The sequence below is a fragment of the Kitasatospora sp. NPDC028055 genome (genome assembly GCF_040637885.1).
Lineage (GTDB): Bacteria > Actinomycetota > Actinomycetes > Streptomycetales > Streptomycetaceae > Kitasatospora.
Map to the genome: position 1 here is coordinate 81,311 of NZ_JBEZXE010000024.1, position 21,360 is coordinate 102,670.

Below are 21,360 nucleotides of genomic sequence, written 5' to 3' on the forward strand. Positions count from 1 at the left end.
GTCCGGCGGGCTCCATGATGGTTCGGGTCAGAACGCCCGGCCCGCGCCCAGGAGCAGCAGTGCCACAGCAGCAGACCAGCAGTCCCGGCCAGGGGCAGCGATTCGACTGGTGGGCCGCTCCGGCGGCCGCCGCCACTGCGTCCGAGCCGACTGCCGCCCCCCGCCGAACGGCCGTACCGGGCCAGCCGGTTCCCACCCGTCCGGCCGCCGCCCGGTCGGCCGCCGCGCCCGAGCCGGTGGCCGCGCCGCCCGCCCCGCCCGTCGCCGCGCGGCCGGTCGCGCCACCCGCCGTACCGCCGCTGGTACCGGCCGTCGCCCCGCCGTCGGCGCCGCCCGTGGTGCCGCAGGCGTCGGCAGCGGCGGTGAGCACCACCGACAGCACCGAGGTCTACCGGAGTGTCCAGGCCAGTGCGGCCTTCCAGGACATCCGCCGCAGCTACCGCTCGTTCGTCTTCCCGACCAGCGGCGCCTTCCTCGGCTGGTACCTGATGTACGTCGCCGCCGAGGCCGCCGCGCCCGGCGTGATGCGCAGCCCGGTGGCCGGACCGCTCAACGTGGCCTGGGTGCTGGGCCTGCTCCAGTTCGCCTCCACCTTCCTGCTCACCTGGCTCTACGCCCGCAACGCCCGGACCAAGCGCGACCGCGCAGCCCTGGGCCTGCGCTGGGACACCCAGGACCAGCTGCGATGACCGCCACCACCGGCGTGCTGACCACCGCCACCCCGCCCCCCGTCGCCCCGGCCGGTCAGCACCACGGCCTGGCGATCGTGCTGTTCGCCGTGATCGTCCTGGTCACCCTGGGGATCACCCTCTGGGTCGGCCGCCAGGGCAGCGCCGCCGAGGACTTCTACGCCGGCGGACGCGACTTCACCCCGCTGCAGAACGGCTTCGCGCTCTCCGGCGACTACCTGTCCGCCGCCTCCTTCCTCGGCGTCGCCGGGCTGATCGCCCTGTACGGCTACGACGGCGTGCTCTACAGCATCGGCTTCCTGGTCGCCTGGCTGGTCGTGCTGATGCTGGTCGCCGAACTCGTCCGCAACGCGGGCCGCTACACCCTCGCCGACGTGCTCGCGCTGCGGCTGCGCCGCCGCAGGGTACGGGCGGCGGCCGGCGGCGCCAGCGTCGTGGTCACCCTGCTCTACCTGGTCGCCCAGATGGTCGGCGCGGGCTCGCTGGTCGCCCTGCTGCTCGGTACCAACAGCGCCCAGGCCCGGACCTGGACGATCATCGCGGTCGGCGCGCTGATGATCGTCTACGTCACCATCGGCGGGATGCGGGCCACCACCTGGATCCAGATCGTCAAGGCCTTCCTGCTGATCGCCGGATCGGTGCTGCTCACCGTGCTGCTCGTGGTCCGCTTCCACGGCGACCTGTTCGAGCTGATGCGCCAGGCCGCCCGGCACAGCGGCGCCGGTCAGCGCTACCTCGAACCCGGGCTCAAGTACGGCGCCACCTTCACCAGCCGGCTGGACTTCTTCAGCCTGGGACTGGCCCTGGTGCTCGGCACCGCCGGCCTGCCGCACATCCTGTCCCGCTTCTACACGGTGCCCACCGCACGGGCCGCCCGCCGCTCCACGATGTGGGCGATCGGCCTGGTCGGCGGCTTCTACCTGATGGCCATCGCGCTCGGTCTGGGCGCCACCGCGCTGGTCGGCTCCGCGGAGGTGCGGCACGCCAACGCGGCCGGGAACACCGCCGTCCCGCTGCTCGCCCTGGTGCTCGGCGGCGGCAACGGCAGCACCGGCGGGGTGGTGCTGTTCGCGCTGATCTCGGCGATCGCCTTCGCCACCATCCTCGCCGTGGTCGCCGGGCTGACCCTGGCCTCCTCCGCCGCCTTCGCCCACGACATCTGGGCCGGTGCCTGGCGGAACCGGCCGGGCCGGCGCGGCACGGAGCGCACCGCGGAGAAGCCGAGCGAGCAGCAGGAGGTGGTGGTGGCCCGGTTCGCGGCCGGCGGGATCGGCGCGGCGGCGATCGTGATCAGCCTCTACGCCCAGCAGCTGAACGTCGCCTTCCTGGTCGGCCTGGCCTTCGCGGTGGCCGCCTCCTCGAACCTGCCGGTGCTGCTGTACAGCCTGTTCTGGTCGCGGTTCACCGCCCGGGGGGCGGTCTGGTCGGTGTACGGCGGGCTCGTTCCGGCGATCGTGCTGGTGTTCTTCTCGCCGGTGGTCTCCGGATCGAAGGTGGCGCTGTTCCCCGGTGTCGACTTCCACTGGTTCCCGCTGGAGAACCCCGGGATCGTCTCCATCCCGCTCGGCTTCCTGGCGGGCTGGATCGGGACGCTCACCTCTCCCGAACCGGCGGACCCGGACCGCTTCGCCGAGCTGGAGGTGCGGGCCCTCACCGGTGCGGGCGCGGCGTAGCCGCCGTGACCAGAGGGAACCCCGGCGGACCTGGGCCCGCCGGGGTTCCGCCGTTCCCGGGCCGGTCGGGGTTTCCGTCGTTCGCCGAGGGGCTGGGGGCGCCCCGGTGCGGTCAGGCCCGGACGGCCAGCCCGTAGCGGTGCTCGGGGCGGCCGGTGTCGCCGTAGCGCAGGGTCAGCCGCAGCCGGCTGTCCCGTTCCAGCTGCTTGAGGTAGCGCTGGGCGGTCGAGCGGCTCAGCCCGGTGGCGTCGGCGACCTCCTGGGCGGACAGCGGCCGCCCCGCCCGGCGCAGTACGCCCAGCACCAGGTCGGTGGTGGGCGCCGAGTGGCCCTTCGGCAGCGTTCCGGCGGGCGCGGCGGCGCTGCGCAGGGTGGCGAACAGCCGGTCCACCTCGTCCTGGCCGGCTTCCCGGGCCGGGGCGGCCAGCGCGTGCCGCAGCTGGGCGTAGGAGACCAGCTTGTCCCGCAGCCCGGCGAAGGTGAACGGCTTGACCAGGTACTGCAGGGCGCCGTGCTGCATCGCGGCGTGCACGGTGGAGACGTCCCGGGCGGCGGTCACCATCATCACGTCGCAGGCCACCTGGCGGTCCCGTAGTCGGCGGACCAGCGCCAGGCCGGTCTCGTCCGGCAGGTGGTGGTCGAGCAGCAGGAGGTCCACCGGGCGGCGCTCCAGCGCGGCCAGGGCCTCCCCGGCCGAGTGGGCGGTGCCGGTGACCCGGAAGCCCGGCACCTTGGCCACGTAGGCGGCGTGCACGTCCGCGACCCGGAAGTCGTCGTCCACCACGAGTACGTCGATCATCAGGCCTCCACGAGCTGAGTGGTGAGCAGGGCCTCGGGCAGCTCGACGGTGAACCGGGCGCCGCCGAGCGGGCCGGTGTCGAGCACGATCCGGCCGCCGGTCCGTTCGACCAGCCGCCGCACCATCGCCAGGCCCAGCCCGCGCGGACGGTGCGCGGGCGCGTCCTTGCTGGTCCACCCCTCCTCGAAGACCTGCTCGCGCAGCTCCTCCGGCACGCCCGGGCCGCTGTCCGCGACCTGGAGCAGCAGGGTGGAGCCGGCCGCCGCCAGCGTCACCTCCAGCCGCCCGCCCCCGCCGGGCACCAGGGCGTCCACCGCGTTGTCGATCAGGTTGCCGAGCACCGTCACCAGCGCCCGGGCGTCCACCACCGCGTCCGGCAGGTGCGCCGCCGGGGCGAGCACCAGCCGCACCCCGCGTTCGCCGGCCACCGCCGTCTTGCCCGCCAGCAGCGCCGCGACGTGCGGGTCCTGCACCTGTTCGGCGATCCGCGCGGCGACCACGGCGTGCGAGCCGGACTGCTCCGAGATGAAGGCCACCGCCTGCTCGTGGCGGCCGAGTTCGAGCAGGCCGAGCAGGGTGTGCATCCGGTTGGCGTGTTCGTGGTCCTGGGCGCGCAGCGCCTCGGTGAGGCTGCGGGTGGTGTCCAGCTCGCGGACCAGCGACTCCAGCTCGGTGCGGTCGCGCAGCGTCACCACGGCGCCCTCGGCGGTGGTCGTCCGGTTCACCACCAGCACCCGGTCGTCCCGGACGGCCGGCAGGTCGGTGCCGGTGATCCGCCCGGTCAGTACGTCGGCCAGCCGGCCCGGCGGCAGCACCGCGGCGATCGGGTGGCCGGTGCAGTCCCCGGGCAGGTCGAGCAGCCGCAGGGCCTCGTCGTTGGCCAGCCGGATCCGGCCCCGCTCGTCCAGCGCGACCAGGCCCTCGCGGATGCCGTGCAGCATCGCCTCGCGCTCGACCAGCAGGGCGGAGATGTCGGCCAGCGCGATGTTGTGGGTGCGGCGCTTGAGCCGGCGGGCCAGGACCAGGGTGGCGACGGTGCCGGCGCTCAGGCCGGCGGCGGCGCACAGCAGGATGCCGGTGAGCATCTTGAGCAGCCGGCGGCGGATCGAGTCGTCGCTGATGCCGACCGACACCTCGCCGACGATCCGGCCGTCCGCCGTCCGCAGCGGCACCTTGCCGCGGGCGGTGCGGCCCAGGGTGCCCTGCTGGATCGCGGTGACGCTGCGGCCGGCCAGCGCCGGCTCCGGGTCGGTGCTGACCCGCTGGCCGATCCGGCCCGGGTCGGTGTGCGAGAGGCGGATGCCGTCCAGGTCGGTGACCACGACGAAGCTGGCGCCGGTGGCGAGCCGGATCTGCTCGGCGTTGCGCTGCGCGGTGACGACGTCGCGGGTGTCGGCGGCCCGGGCGATGGCCTCGTCGGTGGCGGTGGCCTGGGCGATGGACAGCGCCCGCTGCATGGCGTCGTGGTCCAGTTCGCTGCTGACCGGGGCCAGGAACAGCCCGGCGGTCAGGGCGGTGACGCCGACGGTGACGACGGTCTGGCTCAGCAGGAGCTGGGCGAAGACCCGGCGGGGCCAGTGGGGGAGCTTCATCCGGGCCTCCTCTCGGCGGCTGGGTGTCACGGGGCCCGCGGACACGGGGGCGGGGTCCGGCAGGGGCGCGGTCGGGACACCTTATGTTTCCGACGTGTTTCTGTCAGCCCACGTCCCCGCAGTTGTAGCGGAAGCAAAAGGAGCAGAACACCCCTCAATGCGGAGAAGTCGCACTACGCGGAGAAGGCTCCCGCCGGGGCCGGGCCCGCTCCTACCTTTCCGGGGCAAGCACTGACCCGGGAGGAATGAATGACCGATACCCCGGCGATCGAGCTGACCGGCGCGACGAAACGCTTCCGCACCCCCTCCGGTGCGCTGCACACCGCCGTCCGTGATCTCGATCTGACCGTCGCCCAGGGCGAGTTCGTCGCCGTCGTCGGCCCCACCGGCTGCGGCAAGTCCACCACGCTGACCCTGGTCAGCGGCCTGGAGGAGCCCACCGAGGGCGAGGTCCGGGTGTACGGCGAGCCCGTGCGCGGGATCGACCCCCAGGTCGGGTTCGTCTTCCAGCAGGACGCCGTCTTCCCCTGGCGCACCGTGCTGTCCAACGTGATGGCCGGACCGCGCTTCCGCGGCGTGCCCGCCGCCGAGGCGAGGGAGCGGGCCCGGGACTGGCTGGGCCGGGTGGGCCTGGCCGCCTTCGAGGACCGCTACCCGCACCAGCTGTCCGGCGGCATGCGCAAGCGCGTCGCGCTCGCCCAGACCTTCGTCAACGACCCGGCCATCCTGCTGATGGACGAGCCGTTCTCGGCGCTGGACGTGCAGACCCGCGCCCTGATGTCCGACCAGCTGCTGGAGTTGTGGGCCGGTACGGGCTCCTCGGTCGTGTTCGTCACCCACGACCTGGACGAGGCCATCGCGCTCGCCGACCGGGTCGTCGTGATGACGGCCGGCCCGGCCACCGTCAAGGAGGTCTTCACCGTCGACCTGCCACGACCGCGCACCGTGGAGGCCGTCCGGCTGGAACCGAGGTTCGTCGAGCTGTACCGCGAGATCTGGGCCTCGCTCGGCGAAGAGGTGCGCATCACCCGGGAGAGAGGAGCGGGTCGTGCCGCTTGAGACCGCGTCCGAGACCGCTTCGACCGCCGCCGGGACGCCCCCGGCCGCCACCACCAGGACCGAGGCCCGCGAACGGGCCGCCCGCAACCGGAAGTTGACCGTCTACGCGGCCCGGATCGGGGTGCTGGTCGCCTTCCTCGGCCTGTGGGAGGTGTGCGCCCGCACCGAGGTCATCGACCCGTTCAACTTCTCGCAGCCGTCCAGGATCTGGGACCAGATCTGGCAGTGGACCACCCACGGCACCGCCCAGGGCTCGCTCGGCGAGCAGATCGGCTACACCCTGTACGAGGCCCTCACCGGCTGGGTGATCGGCGTGGTCGGCGGTGTGCTGCTGGGCATCGCGCTCGGCCGGATCCGCTTCCTGGCCGACGTGTTCGGGCCGTACATCAAGGTCCTCAACGCCATCCCGCGGATCGTGCTCGCCCCGATCTTCCTGATCTGGTTCGGCCTCGGCCCGGCCTCCAAGGTCGCCTCCGCAGTGGTCCTGGTGTTCTTCCCGGTGTTCTTCAACGCCTTCCAGGGCGCCCGCGAGGTCGACCGCAACCTGGTCGCCAACGCCCGCATCCTGGGCGCCGACAACCGCAAGGTCACCCTCCAGGTGGTCATCCCCGCCGCCACCACCTGGATCTTCACCAGCCTCCACGTCAGCTTCGGCTTCGCGCTGATCGGCGCGATCGTCGGCGAGTACATCGGCGCCACCAAGGGCCTCGGCCTGCTGGTCGCCGCCGCCCAGGGCACCTTCAACGCGGCCGGGGTGTACGCCGCCATGACCATCCTCGCCGTCGTCGCGCTGCTCACCGAGGGGCTGCTGACCTTCGCCGAGAAGCGGCTCTTCCGCTGGAAGCCCGCCGACGCGGGCGACGGCCGCTGAACTCCCCCCGCCCGTACGTACCGAGAGGTTCCCCCACGATGCGCAGATCCGTTGCCGCCGCCCTCGCCGCTGCCGCCCTGCTCCTCCCGCTCACCGCCTGCGCCAACGACGCCGCCACCTCCGCCCACGGCGCCGCCCCGGCCGGGCAGCAGGTCGACGGCCCCAAGGTCAAGATCATGGTCGGCGGCCTGGACAAGGTCATCTACCTGCCCGCGATGCTCACCCAGCGGCTCGGCTACTTCGCCGAGGCCGGTGTCAACGTCGAACTGCTCACCGAACCGGCCGGCGTCAACGCCACCACCGCACTGCTGGCCGGCGACGTCCAGGGCGCCGTCGGCTTCTACGACCACACCATCGACCTCCAGGCCAAGGGCAAGCACGTCGAGTCCGTGGTCCAGTTCGCCCAGGCCCCCGGTGAGGTCGAACTGGTCTCCACCAAGCAGGCCGACGCCATCAGGTCCGGCGCCGACTTCAAGGGCAGGAAGCTCGGCGTCACCAGCATCGGCTCCTCCACCGACTTCCTCACCAAGTACCTCGCGGTCAAGAACGGCGCCTCCGTCAGCGACTTCAGCCCGATCGCGGTCGGCGCCGGCCAGACCTTCATCGCCGCCCTCCAGCAGGGCAGCATCGACGCCGGGATGACCACCGACCCGACCGTCGCCACCGTCCTGGACAAGGGCCTCGGCAAGATCCTCTACGACATGCGCACCCCCGAGGGCTCGCGCCAGGCACTCGGCGGGCTCTACCCGTCCTCCTCGCTCTACATGAGCACCGAGTGGGTCGAGAAGAACAAGGACACCACCCAGAAGCTCACCAACGCCTTCGTGAAGACCCTCAAGTGGATGTCCACCCACAGCCCCGAGGAGATCGCCGCGAAGATGCCCGCCGACTACGCGCAGGGCGGCGCCGAGCAGTACGCGGCGGCCATCAAGTCCACCCTGCCGATGTTCACCACCGACGGGGTGATGCCCGCCGACGGGCCCAGGACCGTGCTCGCGGTGCTCGCCGCCTTCCACCCGGACGTCAAGGGCAAGGAGGGGACGATCGACCTGTCCAGGACGTACACCACGGAGTTCGTCGGCAAGGCGGCCGGCTGATCCCACCGCCCGCGGCGGTCCCGCGCCCACCCCCACGGGCGCGGGGCCGCCGTGCTGCTCAGATCCCCCGTACGGAGAGCACGTCCATCCGCGACGGCGTCCCCGCCGCCTTGCCGCAGCTCTCCGGACGCGCCGGCTCGCTCACCGACTCGATCACGTCCACCTCCCAGGCCCGGCCGTCCCGGTGGAACACCCCCACCAGCCAGCGGCCCGGGCCGTCCGGCCGCTGCGTCACGGTCAGCGCGTCCACCCCGGTCTCGCCGATCGCCAGCCGCACCGCGTGCTCGGCCGCCTGGCCCGGCCGCTCCCAGCCCGAGCAGCCCCGCGACCACTCCGGCACCATGTGCCCGGCCGCCGTCGCGGCCAGCACCTCCTTGGCGCTCTCCGGCGTCAGCCGCCCGTACGCGTAGCCGTACGGCAGCACCAGCATCGTGGGGGCGAAGCGGTGCCCGCCCAGGTGGGTGACCTCCCACACCTCGCTGTGCCCGGCCGCCGCCAGCTCCGCAGCCAGCGGACGGCCCAGCAACGCGCAGCAGCGGTCCCGGCGTCCGTTGGTGCACACCAGCGCCAGCGGGCCGCCGACGTGCTCCAGCCCGAAACCCTTGTGGTCACCGGCGCCCAGCGCCGCGAAGTCCAGCTCCAGCAGCTCCGCCGGATCCGCCACCTGCGCCCGGCGCACCCAGCCCCGGCCCGGCACCGCGTGCGCCACCACCACCTCGTGCCGCGCCGTCGGCAGGCAGTCCGCGTGCCGGCCGGGCCGCCGGATCAGGGCGACCCGTACGCCGGTACCCGCGGCGGCGGCCTCCAGCGCGCGGCCGACCGCCCCGTCCAGGTGGCTCTCGCCCAGGGCCTTCGCGCCCCAGGGGCCGTTCTGCTCCAGCAGCAGCCAGGTGGTCGCCACCGCCGCCGTCGCGGTCAAGGGCTCCGAAAGTTCACGCGAGAGGGTCGCACAGGTGCTCACCCGGGCAAGGCTACCCCCGGCGGCGGCCCGGCCCGGGGGTCGCGGAGCGCCCGCGACCAGGCCCGGAGCCCTCCCACCCGAGGGCGGGACGGCCGCGGACACGCCGGAGGGCGGGGCGCCCGCAGGCACCCCGCCCTCCGCTCCCGTCGGCCCGGGGGTCGGCACGGGGCCGGCACGGGGCCGGCCGTCACGCCGGGCCGGCCACCACCGTGATCGGCGCCGTCACCGGGGTGCCCGAACCGTCCCGGCGCGGGTCGCGCTCCGGCAGGTCGACCGGCACGCCCTTGGCACCGGCGGCCCGGGCCGGGGCGGCACCCGCCCAGGCGAACACCAGGCCGTCCTCGCCGCGCAGGAAGCGCTGGCAGCGCACACCGCCGGTCGCCCGGCCCTTGCGCGGGTACTGCTCGAACGGGGTGACCTTCCAGGACGTCTGCTCGTCACCCGACAGCGTGCCCGAGGCGCCCGCCACCGAGACCACCACCGCGTCCGCACCCGGGTCCACCGCCGTGAACGACAGCACCCGGGCGCCGTCCGACAGCTTGATGCCCGCCATGCCGCCCGCCGGACGGCCCTGCGGACGGACCTGCCCCGCCGGGTAGCGCAGCAGCTGGGCGTCCGAGGTGATGAAGACCAGGTCCTCCTCGCCGGTGCGCAGTTCGACCGCGCCCACCAGCTCGTCGCCGTCCTTGAGGGCGATCACCTCGAACTCGTCCTTGTTCGCCGGCCACTCCGGCACCACCCGCTTCACCACACCCTGCACCGTGCCCAGCGCCAGCCCCGGCGAGGACTCGTCCAGCGTGGTCAGCGCCAGCACCCGCTCCCCGGCCTCCAGCCGCAGGAACTCCTCCACCGCGGCCCCGCCCGCCAGCGTCGGCGAGGGCATCGGCGGCAGCGCCGGCAGGTCGATCACCGGCAGCCGCAGCACCCGGCCCGCGGACGTCACCACACCCACGTCCGCCCGCGCCGTGGCCGGCACCGCCGACACGATCACGTCGTGCTTCGCCCGCTTCTCCGACAGCTCGAACGGCTCGCCGTCCGCCGTCCGCGCCAGCAGCCCGGTCGAGGACAGCAGCACCCGGCACGGGTCGTCCGCCACCTCCAGCGGCACCGTCAGCGCCGCCGACGGAGCCGCCCCCGCCTCCAGCAGCACCGTGCGCCGCTCCGTCCCGAACTGCTTGGACACCGCGCCCAGTTCGGACGACACCACGCTGCGCAGCCGGGAATCCGACTCCAGGATCTCGGTCAGCTCCGCGATCTCCGCGTTCAGCTTCTCCTTCTCCTGCTCCAGCTCCACCCGGTCGAACCTGGTCAGCCGGCGCAGCGGGGTGTCCAGGATGTAGCCGGTCTGCGTCTCCGACAGCGAGAAGCGCTCCATCAGGCGCTCCTTCGCCTGCTGGGCGTTGTCACTCGACCGGATGACCGCAATGACCTCGTCGATGTCCACCAGGGCCACCAGCAGGCCCTCGACCAGGTGCAGCCGCTCCTCCCGCTTGCGGCGGCGGAAGTCGCTGCGCCGGCGCACCACCGTGAAGCGGTGGTCGACGTAGACCTCCAGCAGCTCCTTGAGGCCCAGCGTCAGCGGTTGCCCGTCCACCAGCGCCACGTTGTTGATGCCGAAGGTCTCCTCCAACGGCGTCAGCTTGTAGAGCTGCTCCAGCAGCGCCTCCGGCACGAAGCCGTTCTTCACCTCGATCACCAGCCGCAGCCCGTGCTCGCGGTCGGTCAGGTCCTTGACGTCCGCGATGCCCTGCAGCTTCTTCGCGTTGACCAGGTCCTTGATCTTCGAGATGACCTTCTCCGGGCCGACGTTGTACGGCAGCTCGGTCACCACGATGCCCTTGCGGCGCGCCGTGACGTTCTCGATCGTCGTGGTGGCCCGGATCCTGAACGTGCCGCGGCCCGACTCGTAGGCGTCCCGGATGCCCGACAGGCCCACGATCCGCCCGCCCGTCGGCAGGTCCGGACCGGGCACGAACCGCATCAGCGTGTCCAGGTCCGCGCTCGGGTGCTTGATCAGGTGCCGGGCCGCCGCCACCACCTCGGACAGGTTGTGCGGCGGCATGTTCGTCGCCATGCCCACCGCGATACCCGTCGCGCCGTTCACCAGCAGGTTCGGGAACGCGGCCGGCAGCGCCAGCGGCTCCTGCTCGCTGCCGTCGTAGTTCGGCCCGAAGTCGACGGTGTCCTCGTGGATCGACTCCACCATCGCCATCGAGGCCGCCGTCAGCCGCGACTCGGTGTACCGCATCGCCGCCGGCGGGTCGTCGTTGCCCAGCGAACCGAAGTTGCCGTGCCCGTCGATCAGCGGCAGCCGCATCGAGAACGGCTGCGCCATGCGCACCACCGAGTCGTAGATCGACTGGTCGCCGTGCGGGTGCAGCCGGCCCATCACCTCGCCCACCACGCGCGCGCACTTGACGTGCGCCCGGTCCGGACGCAGGCCCATCTCGTTGGCCTGGTACAGGATCCGGCGGTGCACCGGCTTGAGACCGTCCCGCGCGTCGGGCAGCGCACGCGAGTAGATCACCGAGTAGGCGTACTCCAGGAAGGAGCCCTGCATCTCGTCCACGACGTCGACGTCGAGGATCCGCTCCTCGAAGTCTCCGGGCGGCGGGGTCTGCGAACTGCGGCGGGCCATCGCGGCGGGGCTCCCTTACGTGTCGCTGGCTGTGTCGTCGGCCGGCCGTCGGCCGTCCGGTCCGGTCACCGGACGGGCTTCGCCGCCCCGGCTCCCTGATTCACCGTCCTACCGCCGCGACCCGTCAACCGGGTGCGACCGACAGGGCGCGGCGCCCCCATTGTGGACCCTCGCGCCGACACTCCCGGTCAGCGGCCCTCTTCCGCCCCTGGCGAACGCCGCTTCCGCGCGGACACAAACACGCCCCCCACGCGTTGCACCACAATGGGGGACGCCACACGAACCCCGACATCGACGACGGGAAGGACCCGAGCGCATGGCCAACCCGGCCCCCGCCTCCAGCCGAGGCATCGCCATCACCGAGCACCGCCTGGCCAACGGCCTGCGCGTCGTCCTCTCCGAGGACCGCCTCACCCCGGTCGCCGCGGTCTGCCTCTGGTACGACGTCGGCTCCCGCCACGAGGTCAAGGGCCGTACCGGCCTCGCCCACCTCTTCGAGCACCTGATGTTCCAGGGCTCCGCCAACGTCTCCAACAACGGGCACTTCGAGCTCGTCCAGGGCGCCGGCGGCTCGCTCAACGGCACCACCAGCTTCGAGCGCACCAACTACTACGAGACCATGCCCGCCCACCAGCTGGAGCTCGCCCTCTGGCTGGAGGCCGACCGGATGGGCTCGCTGCTCGCCGCCCTCGACGAGACGTCCATGGAGAACCAGCGCGCCGTCGTCAAGAACGAGCGCCGCCAGCGCTACGACAACGTCCCGTACGGCACCGCCTTCGAGAAGCTCACCGCGCTCTCCTACCCCGAGGGCCACCCGTACCACCACACCCCGATCGGCTCCATGGCCGACCTCGACGCCGCCACCCTGGAGGACGCCCGCGCGTTCTTCCGCACCTACTACGCGCCCAACAACGCGGTGCTCTCCGTGGTCGGCGACATCGACCCGGAGCAGACCATCGCCTGGGTCGAGAAGTACTTCGGCTCCATCCCCGCGCACGACGGCAAGCAGCCCCCGCGCTCCGGCGAACTCCCCGACACCATCGGCCGCGAACTGCGCCAGGAACTCGCCGAGGACGTCCCCTCCCGCGCCCTGATGGCCGCCTACCGCCTGCCGCACGACGGCACCCGCGAGGCCGACGCCGCCGACCTCGCGCTCACCATCCTCGGCAGCGGCGAGTCCAGCCGCCTCTACAACCGGCTCGTCCGCCGCGACCGCACCGCCGTCGCCGCCGGCTTCGGCCTGCTGCGCCTCGCCGGCGCCCCCAGCCTCGGCTGGCTCGACGTCAAGACCTCCGGCGACGCCACCATCGCCCAGATCGACGCCGCCGTCGACGAGGAGCTCGCCCGATTCGCCGCCGAGGGCCCCACCCCCGAGGAACTCGAGCGCGCCCAGGCCCAGATCGAGCGCGAGTGGCTCGACCGGCTCACCACCGTCGCCGGCCGCGCCGACGAACTCTGCCGCTACGCCGTCCTGTTCGGCGACCCCAAGCTGCTGAACGACGCCCTCCCCAAGGTCCTCGACGTCACCGCCGAAGAGGTCCAGGCCGTCGCCAAGGCCCGGCTCCACCCCGACAACCGGGCCGTCCTCGTCTACGAGCCGACCGCGACCGCCGCCGACGACGCTTCCGACGCCGCTTCCGAAGAGGAGGGTGCCGCCGTATGAGCACCGACTACGTCCCCGCGATGACCTTCCACCCCCAGCCCCAGCCCGGCACCCCCGGCCCCTGGGCCTTCCCCGCCCCCGAGCGGACCGCCCTCGGCAACGGCATCACCGTGCTGCACTGCCACCGGCCCGGCCAGCAGCTGGTCGCCGTCGAGGTCCTCCTCGACGCCCCGCTCGCCGCCGAGCCCGAGGGCCTCGACGGCGTCGCCGCCATCCTCGCCCGCGCCCTCAACGAGGGCACCGACACCCTCACCGCCGAGGAGTTCGCCGGCGAGCTGGAGCGCGCCGGGGCCACCCTCGACGCCCACGCCGACCACCCCTGCATCCGGGTCGCCCTCGAAGTCCCCGCCTCCCGGCTCCAGCGCGGCCTCACCCTGCTGTCCGACGCCCTGCGCGCCCCCGCCCTCCCGGCCGAGGAGATCGAGCGCCTCGTCGCCAACCGCCTCGACGAGATCGTGCACGAGCAGGCCAACCCCGCCCGGCGGGCCGCCAAGGCCCTCTACGCCGAGCTCTTCGAGGCCGCGGACCGCCTCTCCCGGCCCCGCAGCGGCACCGCCGACACCGTCAAGTCGATCGACCGGGCCGCCGTCAAGGCCTTCTACGACGCCCACGTGCGCCCCGCCACCACCACCGTCGTGGTGGTCGGCGACCTCACCGGCGTCGACCTCCCCGCCCTGCTGGAGAGCACCCTCGGCACCTGGACCGGCACCGCGGCGGAGCCCTCCACCCACGCCCCGGTCACCGGCGACGACCGCGGCCGCGTCCTCATCGTCGACCGCCCCGGCTCCGTCCAGACCCAGCTGCTGATCGGCCGGATCGGCCCCGACCGCCACGACCCGGTCTGGGCCGCCCAGATCCTCGGCACCTACTGCCTCGGCGGCACCCTCACCTCCCGTCTCGACCGCGTCCTGCGCGAGGAGAAGGGCTACACCTACGGCGTCCGGGCCTTCGCCCAGCCGCTGCGCTCCGCCGCCGACGGCAGCGGGCGCTCGCTGCTCGCCATCAGCGGCTCGGTGGACACCGCCTCCACCGCCCCCGCGCTCGCCGACACCTGGACCATCCTGCGCACCCTCGCCGCCGAGGGCCTCACCGACGCCGAGCGCGACGAGGCCGTGCAGTTCCTGGTCGGCGTCGCGCCGCTCAAGTACGAGACCGCGGGCTCGGTCGCCGGCACCCTGGCCGACCAGGTCGAGCAGTACCTCCCCGACGACTACCAGGCCGAGGTCTACCGGCAGCTGGCCGAACTGCCCACCGCGGCGGCCACCGAGGCCGTGGTCGCGGCCTTCCCGCCGGACCGCCTGGTCACCGTCCTGGTCGGCGACGCCGCCGCGATCGAGGCGGACGTGCGGGCGCTCGGGATCGGCGAGGTCACCGTCGTCAGCTGACGCCTTCCGCTGTCCCCTCCGGCCCGGTGGAGCGCCTTCGCTCCGCCGGGCCGGACGCGTTCTTAAATCCGTTGCGGGCCCGGCCCGTTCCGTGGATAGATGTTCCCCGACGCACAACACGTGCGAACTGCGAGCAGCGAAGGGAGGCGGTCACCATGCGGGTCGAGCAAGCCATACGACGGCGCTCCCCGAGGCCGTATCTCCCCTGCTCCGCCCTGGCCGCCTGAGCGCAGTCGCCCCTGAACTTCCCCGAGCCGCGCCGGGATCCTCTTTCGCGCGGCATCCCTTTCCCGAACCACCCGACCTCTGGAGGTCGTTCACCCATGTCGTACACCGAAGTACCCGGCATCCGCGTCCCGATCCGGATGTGGACCGACCCGGCGACGGTCGAGGGCGCGGCCCTCCAGCAGCTGCGCAACATCAGCTCCCTGCCGTGGCTGCACGGCCTCGCCGTGATGCCGGACGTCCACCTGGGCAAGGGCGCGACGGTCGGTTCCGTCATCGCGATGAAGGACGCGGTCTGCCCGGCGGCCGTCGGCGTCGACATCGGCTGCGGGATGAGCGCGGTGAAGACCTCCCTCACCGCCGAGGACCTCCCGGACGACCTTTCCGCCCTGCGCTCCAAGATCGAGCAGGCCATCCCGGTCGGCCGCGGCCTGCACACCGACCCGGTCGACCCGGTCACGCTGCCCGGCTTCCGTGCGGAGGGCTGGGACGACTTCTGGCAGCGCTTCGACGGCATCGCGGAGGACGTCAAGTGGCGCCGCGAGCGGGCGATGCAGCAGATGGCGACGCTCGGTGGAGGAAATCACTTCATCGAACTGTGTGTCGATACGACCGGCGCGGTCTGGCTGATGCTGCACTCCGGCTCCCGCAACATCGGTAAGGAGCTGGCCGAGCACCACATGAGCGTCGCCCGCGCCCTGCCGCACAACCAGGGGCTGGTCGACCGGGATCTCGCGGTCTTCCTCGCGAAGACGCCGGAGATGGCCGACTACCGCCAGGACCTCTTCTGGGCGCAGGAGTACGCGAAGCACAACCGCGCCCTGATGATGGCGCTCTTCCAGGACGTCGTCCGCCGCGAGTTCGACAAGGCGCAGGTCACCTTCGACGAGGTGATCAGCTGCCACCACAACTACGTCTCGGAGGAGCGGTACGACGGCGTCGACCTGCTGGTGACCCGCAAGGGCGCGATCAGGGCCGGCTCCGGTGACCTCGGGATCATCCCGGGTTCGATGGGGACGGGCTCCTACATCGTCCGCGGCCTGGGCAACGCGGCGTCGTTCAACTCCGCCTCGCACGGCGCCGGCCGCAAGATGAGCCGCACCGCGGCGAAGAAGCGGTTCACCACGCGCGACCTGGCCGAGCAGACCAAGGGCGTGGAGTGCCGCAAGGACAGTGGAGTGGTGGACGAGATCCCGGGCGCGTACAAGAACATCGAGAAGGTCATCGAGCAGCAGAAGGACCTGGTCGAGGTGGTCGCGCACCTCAAGCAGGTGATCTGCGTGAAGGGCTGACAAACGGCCGAAGCCCCCGGGGGGCGATCCCGGGGGCCTCGGTCAGGTCACGCGTGACGAGCGGGGGCTGGCTCAGGCGGCGGCCGGGAGCTCGTCGAGGCCTTCGGAGACCAGCTTGGCGAGGCGGTCGAGGGCCTCGTCGGCGCCGGGGGCGTCGGAGGCCAGGATGACCTCGTCGCCGCCCTGGGCGCCCAGGGCGAGCAGGCCGAGCATGGAGGCGGCGTTCACGGGGTTGCCGCCCGGCTTGGCGATGGTGATCGGCACGCCGGTGGCCGTGACGGCCCGGACGAAGACGGAGGCGGGACGGGCGTGCAGGCCCTCGGCCCAACCGATGGTGACGCGGCGCTCAGCCATGAGACGTGCCTTTCCGGTGAAGCTGGTCACGGCCGTGCTCGGGCGAGCGGGGGGAACGACCGTGTTGTCTAGACCAGTGTTGCACGCAGGCAACCCCGGCGAGGCGCCGCGTTCGGGACTTGTGATTGTTTCTTTTCGGGGCATAAGGCCCGGCCAGTGGCCCTGTCCACCCTGCCGTGAGCGCGCGCCCGGCGCCATTCGGCCCGCCGCCGGATAACCTGACGAATGTGGAAGACCCCGCGGTGGCGAACCCCGCGCAACCCGACTATCCGCAGCACTGGGAAGCCGACATCCTGCTGCGCGACGGCGGTACGGCCCGGATCCGGCCGATCACCCCCGGCGACGCCGGGCGGCTGGTGGAGTTCTACGAACAGGTCTCCGACCAGTCCAAGTACTTTCGCTTTTTCGCTCCCTACCCGCGGCTCTCCGACAAGGACGTCCGCCGCTTCACCCACCACGACTTCGTGAACCGGGTCGGCCTCGCCGTGGTGGTCCGGGACCACTTCATCGCGACCGTCCGCTACGACCGGATCGACGCCGACGGCCGCCCCTCCGACGACGGCACCGACGCCGAGGTCGCCTTCCTGGTCCAGGATGCCCACCAGGGCCGCGGCGTGGCCTCCGCGCTGCTGGAGCACATCGCGGCGGTGGCCCAGGAGCGGGGCATCCGCCGCTTCCAGGCCGAGGTGCTGCCGGAGAACCGCAAGATGGTGAAGGTCTTCACCGACGCCGGCTACACCCAGCACCGCAGCTTCGCCGACGGCGTGGTGCACCTGGAGTTCGACCTCGAACAGACCGACCGCTCACTCGCCGTGATGCGAGCCCGCGAGCACCGCGCCGAGGCCCGCTCGGTGCAGCGGCTGCTCACCCCGCGCTCGGTGGCCGTGATCGGCGTCTCCCGCAATCCGCAGACCGTCGGCCGGGCCCTGCTGCGCGACCTGCTCGGCAGCTTCGACACCGAGTTCGAGAGCCGGTACGAGTCCAAGGACGCCCCGCGCACCGTCTACGCGGTCAACCGCAGCGCCCCGCCCGGCACCGAGCTGGACGGCGTCCCGGTGCACCGCTCGATTCTGGACATTCCCGGGCCGGTCGACCTCGCGGTGATCGCCGTCCCCGAGAGCGTCGTCCCGGCGGCCGTCGCCGAGTGCGGCGCGCACGGCGTGCAGGGCCTGGTGGTGGTCACCGCCGGCTACGCCGAGACCGGCCCGGAGGGCCGCGACCGCCAGCGCGCCCTGGTCCGCCAGGCCCGCGCGGCGGGCATGCGGGTGGTCGGCCCGAACGCCTTCGGCCTGATCAACACCGACCCCGACCGCCCGCTGAACGCCTCGCTCGCCCCGCACCTGCCGGACCGCGGCGGCTTCGGGATCTTCTGCCAGTCCGGGGCGATCGGCGTGGCCCTGCTGGAGTCCGCCCACCGGCGCGGCCTCGGCGTCTCCTCCTTCGCCTCGGTCGGCAACCGCTCGGACGTCTCCGGCAACGACTTCCTGCAGTACTGGGCCGAGGACGAGGCCACCGAGGTGGTGCTGCTCTACCTGGAGTCCTTCGGCAACCCGCGCAAGTTCACCCGGATCGCGCGCCGGCTGGCCACCGCCAAGCCGGTGGTGGTGGTCAAGGGTGCCCGCCACACCGGCAGCCTGCCGCCCGGCCACGCCGTCCCGGCCACCGCCACCGGCCTGCAGGACGCCACCGTGGACGCGCTGTTCGAACAGGCCGGGGTCACCAGGGTGGCGACCATCACCGAGCTGTTCGACACCGGCGAGCTGCTCGCCCAGCAGCCGCTGCCGCCGGGCGACCGGGTCGCTGTGGTCGGCAACTCCGACTCGCTGGGCCTGCTCACCTACGACACCTGCCTGAGCGCCGGGCTGCGGCCGCGCACACCGGTCGACCTCACCACCGCCGCGACCGGGGAGAACTTCCGGATCGCCCTGGACGTCGCGCTCAGCGACCCGGCCGTGGACGCGGTGATCGCCGTCGCCATCCCGCCGATCGGCACCTCCGCGCACGCCTTCATGGGCGGCCGGCTGACCGGCCCGGACGACCCCGAGATGGGCTCGGACGACCCGGAGATCGCCACCGCCCTGCTCGAAGCGGGCGAGCGGGCACGGGAGTTGGGCAAGCCCCTGGTGCTGGCCCACCTGGCCCTGACCGACCTGCCGACCCGGCTGCGCCCGGGTGGGATCCCGGCCTACGGGGCGCCCGAGCGGGCCGTGCGCGCCCTCGCGCACGCCGTGCACTACGCCGAGTGGCGCCGCCGCACCGCCGCGGCGGAGGAGACGGCACGCGTCCCCGACCTGGACCGGATCGACCAGCCCGGCGCCCGCGCCCTGGTGGACGCGGCGCTCAGCACCCGCACCGCGGTCGCCGCGCGCACCCAGCCCGGCGGTGCCCGGATCACCCTGTCCGACTCCGAGGCCCGGCTGCTGCTGGCCCGCTACGGCATCGACGTATCGCCCACGCTGCCCGCCCCCGACGAGCAGGAGGCCGTCCGGGCCGCCGAGCAGCTCGGCTACCCGGTGGCCCTGAAGGCGACCGCCCCGCACCTGCGCCACCGCCCCGACCTGGGCAGCGTCCGGCTGGACCTGACCGGCGAGGAGGGCCTGCGCCGCGCCCACCGCGAGCTGGACGCCCTGCTCGGCGGCGCGGCCGGCGCCCAGCTGGTGGTGCAGCGGATGGCCCCGCGCGGCGTGGACACCGTGATCGGCGCCACGGTCGACCCGGCCGTCGGCGCGATCCTGTCCTTCGGCCTGGCCGGCGCCCCCGCCGAGCTGCTCGGCGACGTGGCCCACCGCCTGGTACCGGCCACCGACCAGGACGTCGCCGCCCTGATCCGCGAGGTGAGGGCGGCACCGCTGCTGTTCGGCTGGCGCGGCGCCGAGGCGGTGGACACCGGCGCGCTGGAGGAACTGCTGCTGCGGGTGTCGCAGTTGGTGGACGACCTACCGGAGATCGCTTCGGTGGACCTCGAACCGGTGGTCGTCGCCCCGCACGGGCTGGCGATCCTGGGGGCGCGGGTGCGGGTCGCCCCGCTGCCCGTCCGCAGCGATCTGGGCCCGCGCGCGATGGACACCCTGTAACCTTCCTTGGTTGCGCCTGCCCGTGGGCGCTGATGTCCGAAGCTCGGCGCCGCGCCGCCCGCTTCGTCGGCGGACCATGCCAGGATGGAGTTATGGCGAAGACCGGTACCACCACCACTCAGGACCTGCGCTCGGCGATCGAGCGCAGTGGCTACTACCCGGCCCTGGTGTCCGAGGCGGTCGAGTCCGCGGTGGGCCCGGAGCCGATCAGCTCCTACCTGGTGCACCAGGAGACGACCTTCGACTCCAACGAGGTGCGCCGGCACGTGACGGTGCTGGTGCTGACCCCGACCCGGTTCGTGGTGAGCCACACCGACGAGCAGTCGGGCGACGCCGGCAGCCCGGCCGTGCCGTTCGCCACCACCTCGACGGAGAGCGTCCGGCTGGACCGGATCGGCTCGGTCGTGCTGAGCCGGATGGTGGCGAACCCGGAGACGTACACGCCCGGGACGCTGCCGCGCGAGGTGGTGCTGACCATCGGCTGGGGCGCGGTCCAGCGCCTGGACCTGGAGCCGGCCGGCTGCTCGGACCCGAACTGCGAGGCCGACCACGGCTACACCGGTTCGGCCACGGCCGACGACCTCTCGCTGCGGGTGAGCGAGGCCGGGGACGGCCCGGAGACGGTGGCCCAGGCGCTGCTGTTCGCCCGGGCGCTGTCCGACGCGACGATCGACAACGGCCCGCGGGTCTGAGGTCCCGGCCGGGCCCCGTCGCGCCCGGCCACCGAGCCCCGCCGTTCCCGATCGCGTGCCCGCGCGCGGTCCCGCCCGCTACGAATCCGGTTCCATGTCCTTCGCACCCCCCGACGGCTTCGACGCCTTCGAGATCCTCGACCCGGCCGACGCCCCCGCGCCCCCGTACGGCAGCGGCTCGCTCTGCGACCTGCTGCCCTCGGTGGCGGCGGGCCTGGGCGTCCCGGGGTTCACCGCGACGCTGCCGATCGCCCCGGCCGACCGGGCGGTGGTCTTCCTGGTGGACGGCCTGGGCTGGGAGCTGCTGCTGCGCCACCCCGAGTACGCGCCGTTCCTGTCCTCGCTGGCCGGGAGCTCGCTGGGCGGCTCGGGCCGTCCGCTGACCGCGGGCTTCCCGTCGACCACCGCGACCTCGCTGGCCTCGGTCGGCACGGGCACGCCGCCCGGCCTGCACGGCCTGGCCGGGTACACGGTGGCGGTGCCGGGCGCCGACTACCTGATGAACCAGCTGCGCTGGCAGCCGCACACCGACCCGCAGGTCTGGCAGCCGTACCCGACGGTGTTCGAGCAGACCCACCGGGCCGGGGTGGCGACCGCCCAGGTGTCCTCCCCGCTGTTCGCCCAGACCCCGCTGACCAGGGTGGCGCTGTCCGGCGGGACCTTCCTGGGCCGCACCACCGGCGAGGAGCGGATGGACCTGGCCGCCTCCTGGCTGGCCGAGCACGACCGGGCGCTGGTGTACACCTACGTCAGCGAGCTGGACGGCGCGGGCCACCGCTTCGGGGTGGACTCCGACGAGTGGCGGATGACGCTGGACGCGGTGGACCGGCTGGCCCGCCGGCTGGCCGAGCAGCTGCCGCCGCGGTCGGCGATGTACGTGACGGCCGACCACGGCATGATCGACATCGCCCCCGAGGACCGGATCGACTTCGACGAGGACTGGGAGCTCGGTGCCGGTGTCGCACTGCTGGGCGGCGAGGGCCGGGCCCGGCACGTGTACGCGGTGCCGGGTGCCGCGGCCGACGTGCACACGGTCTGGAGCGAGGTGCTGGGCGACCGGATGTGGGTAGCCACCCGGGACGAGGCGATCGCGGCGGGCTGGTTCGGCCCGACCGTGGACGAGCGGGTGTACCTGCGGATCGGCGACGTGGTCGCCGCGGCGCGCGACGACATCGCGATCATCGCCTCCCGCAACGAGCCCGGCGAGTCCGCGATGATCGGCCTGCACGGCTCGATGACCCCGGTCGAACAGTTCGTGCCGCTGCTCGAAGTCCGGGGCTGAGGCGGACCCTTGAC

Annotated in this window: 16 protein-coding genes; 11 read left to right on the plus strand and 5 right to left on the minus strand. The window is 73.3% G+C overall.

Annotated features, from left to right (window positions below):
• Positions 1-59 precede the first annotated feature (59 nt).
• Positions 60-689: a DUF485 domain-containing protein gene (locus AB0F71_RS23295; protein ID WP_360237573.1), complete on the plus strand. Its 630-nt coding sequence runs from the start codon at positions 60-62 to the stop codon at positions 687-689.
• Positions 686-2,362, plus strand: a complete 1,677-nt coding sequence (locus AB0F71_RS23300; RefSeq protein WP_360237575.1) for a cation acetate symporter — start codon at positions 686-688, stop codon at positions 2,360-2,362. Before AB0F71_RS23295 ends, AB0F71_RS23300 begins: the two co-directional genes overlap by 4 nt.
• A gap of 112 nt (positions 2,363-2,474) precedes the next feature.
• Here the strand turns inward: AB0F71_RS23300 and AB0F71_RS23305 are convergent, their stop codons facing one another.
• Together AB0F71_RS23305 and AB0F71_RS23310 are read right to left on the minus strand one after the other, a co-directional pair.
• On the minus strand, positions 2,475-3,161 hold the full coding sequence (locus AB0F71_RS23305; protein WP_360237578.1) for a response regulator: 687 nt from the start codon (positions 3,159-3,161) through the stop codon (positions 2,475-2,477).
• Positions 3,161-4,753, minus strand: coding sequence for a sensor histidine kinase (locus tag AB0F71_RS23310; RefSeq protein WP_360237580.1), 1,593 nt, complete (start codon positions 4,751-4,753; stop codon positions 3,161-3,163). The genes AB0F71_RS23305 and AB0F71_RS23310 overlap by 1 nt, the downstream gene beginning before the upstream one ends.
• A 249-nt stretch (positions 4,754-5,002) precedes the next feature.
• Between AB0F71_RS23310 and AB0F71_RS23315 the strand changes: the two genes are divergently transcribed.
• Genes AB0F71_RS23315 through AB0F71_RS23325 form a run of 3 tightly spaced genes read left to right on the plus strand, consistent with a single transcriptional unit; the run spans position 5,003 to position 7,780 of the window.
• Positions 5,003-5,812: an ABC transporter ATP-binding protein gene (locus AB0F71_RS23315; RefSeq protein WP_360237582.1), complete on the plus strand. Its 810-nt coding sequence runs from the start codon at positions 5,003-5,005 to the stop codon at positions 5,810-5,812.
• Positions 5,802-6,683, plus strand: coding sequence for an ABC transporter permease (locus AB0F71_RS23320; protein ID WP_360237584.1), 882 nt, complete (start codon positions 5,802-5,804; stop codon positions 6,681-6,683). Before AB0F71_RS23315 ends, AB0F71_RS23320 begins: the two co-directional genes overlap by 11 nt.
• Positions 6,684-6,721: 38 nt before the next feature.
• Positions 6,722-7,780 (plus strand): ABC transporter substrate-binding protein, encoded by a 1,059-nt coding sequence (locus tag AB0F71_RS23325; RefSeq protein ID WP_360237586.1) that lies wholly within the window; start codon positions 6,722-6,724, stop codon positions 7,778-7,780.
• A gap of 58 nt (positions 7,781-7,838) precedes the next feature.
• On the opposite strand, the gene AB0F71_RS23330 is transcribed toward AB0F71_RS23325, so the two are convergent.
• Both AB0F71_RS23330 and AB0F71_RS23335 read right to left on the minus strand, forming a co-directional pair.
• Complete coding sequence (locus tag AB0F71_RS23330) at positions 7,839-8,741, minus strand: sucrase ferredoxin (RefSeq protein WP_360237588.1); 903 nt, start codon at positions 8,739-8,741, stop codon at positions 7,839-7,841.
• Positions 8,742-8,928: 187 nt separating this feature from the next.
• Positions 8,929-11,379, minus strand: coding sequence for a DNA topoisomerase IV subunit A (locus tag AB0F71_RS23335; protein WP_360237590.1), 2,451 nt, complete (start codon positions 11,377-11,379; stop codon positions 8,929-8,931).
• A gap of 316 nt (positions 11,380-11,695) precedes the next feature.
• Between AB0F71_RS23335 and AB0F71_RS23340 the strand changes: the two genes are divergently transcribed.
• The 3 genes from AB0F71_RS23340 to AB0F71_RS23350 all read left to right on the plus strand — a co-directional run bounded on the left by AB0F71_RS23340 (position 11,696) and on the right by AB0F71_RS23350 (position 15,944).
• Positions 11,696-13,042, plus strand: coding sequence for a pitrilysin family protein (locus AB0F71_RS23340; RefSeq protein WP_360237592.1), 1,347 nt, complete (start codon positions 11,696-11,698; stop codon positions 13,040-13,042).
• Positions 13,039-14,427 (plus strand): pitrilysin family protein, encoded by a 1,389-nt coding sequence (locus AB0F71_RS23345; protein ID WP_360237594.1) that lies wholly within the window; start codon positions 13,039-13,041, stop codon positions 14,425-14,427. Before AB0F71_RS23340 ends, AB0F71_RS23345 begins: the two co-directional genes overlap by 4 nt.
• 323 nt (positions 14,428-14,750) lie before the next feature.
• Positions 14,751-15,944, plus strand: coding sequence for an RtcB family protein (locus tag AB0F71_RS23350; protein ID WP_360237596.1), 1,194 nt, complete (start codon positions 14,751-14,753; stop codon positions 15,942-15,944).
• Between the two features lie 72 nt (positions 15,945-16,016).
• Here the strand turns inward: AB0F71_RS23350 and AB0F71_RS23355 are convergent, their stop codons facing one another.
• The gene (locus AB0F71_RS23355; RefSeq protein WP_360237598.1) at positions 16,017-16,298 is read right to left on the minus strand and encodes an HPr family phosphocarrier protein; all 282 of its coding nucleotides are present in this window, start codon (positions 16,296-16,298) and stop codon (positions 16,017-16,019) included.
• Positions 16,299-16,525: 227 nt separating this feature from the next.
• On the opposite strand from AB0F71_RS23355, the gene AB0F71_RS23360 reads away from it, so the two are divergent.
• From AB0F71_RS23360 to AB0F71_RS23370, 3 genes are all read left to right on the plus strand, one after another.
• Complete coding sequence (locus tag AB0F71_RS23360) at positions 16,526-19,372, plus strand: GNAT family N-acetyltransferase (RefSeq protein WP_360237600.1); 2,847 nt, start codon at positions 16,526-16,528, stop codon at positions 19,370-19,372.
• A 92-nt stretch (positions 19,373-19,464) separates the two neighbouring features.
• The gene (locus tag AB0F71_RS23365; protein WP_360237602.1) at positions 19,465-20,064 is read left to right on the plus strand and encodes a DUF5998 family protein; all 600 of its coding nucleotides are present in this window, start codon (positions 19,465-19,467) and stop codon (positions 20,062-20,064) included.
• A gap of 94 nt (positions 20,065-20,158) precedes the next feature.
• Positions 20,159-21,346 carry a nucleotide pyrophosphatase/phosphodiesterase family protein gene (locus AB0F71_RS23370; protein ID WP_360237604.1) on the plus strand — a complete coding sequence of 396 codons (1,188 nt, stop codon included), beginning with the start codon at positions 20,159-20,161 and terminating at the stop codon, positions 21,344-21,346.
• Positions 21,347-21,360 lie beyond the last annotated feature (14 nt).

What these genes read in the sequence shown, in the direction of transcription:
- AB0F71_RS23300 (WP_360237575.1), top strand. Translation starts at nt 686, where the DNA reads ATGACCGCCACCACCGGCGTGCTGACCACCGCCACCCCGCCCCCCGTC.
- AB0F71_RS23305 (WP_360237578.1), bottom strand. Translation starts at nt 3,161, where the DNA reads ATGATCGACGTACTCGTGGTGGACGACGACTTCCGGGTCGCGGACGTG.
- AB0F71_RS23310 (WP_360237580.1), bottom strand. Translation starts at nt 4,753, where the DNA reads ATGAAGCTCCCCCACTGGCCCCGCCGGGTCTTCGCCCAGCTCCTGCTG.
- AB0F71_RS23315 (WP_360237582.1), top strand. Translation starts at nt 5,003, where the DNA reads ATGACCGATACCCCGGCGATCGAGCTGACCGGCGCGACGAAACGCTTC.
- AB0F71_RS23325 (WP_360237586.1), top strand. Translation starts at nt 6,722, where the DNA reads ATGCGCAGATCCGTTGCCGCCGCCCTCGCCGCTGCCGCCCTGCTCCTC.
- AB0F71_RS23335 (WP_360237590.1), bottom strand. Translation starts at nt 11,379, where the DNA reads ATGGCCCGCCGCAGTTCGCAGACCCCGCCGCCCGGAGACTTCGAGGAG.
- AB0F71_RS23340 (WP_360237592.1), top strand. Translation starts at nt 11,696, where the DNA reads ATGGCCAACCCGGCCCCCGCCTCCAGCCGAGGCATCGCCATCACCGAG.
- AB0F71_RS23345 (WP_360237594.1), top strand. Translation starts at nt 13,039, where the DNA reads ATGAGCACCGACTACGTCCCCGCGATGACCTTCCACCCCCAGCCCCAG.
- AB0F71_RS23350 (WP_360237596.1), top strand. Translation starts at nt 14,751, where the DNA reads ATGTCGTACACCGAAGTACCCGGCATCCGCGTCCCGATCCGGATGTGG.
- AB0F71_RS23355 (WP_360237598.1), bottom strand. Translation starts at nt 16,298, where the DNA reads ATGGCTGAGCGCCGCGTCACCATCGGTTGGGCCGAGGGCCTGCACGCC.
- AB0F71_RS23365 (WP_360237602.1), top strand. Translation starts at nt 19,465, where the DNA reads ATGGCGAAGACCGGTACCACCACCACTCAGGACCTGCGCTCGGCGATC.
- AB0F71_RS23370 (WP_360237604.1), top strand. Translation starts at nt 20,159, where the DNA reads ATGTCCTTCGCACCCCCCGACGGCTTCGACGCCTTCGAGATCCTCGAC.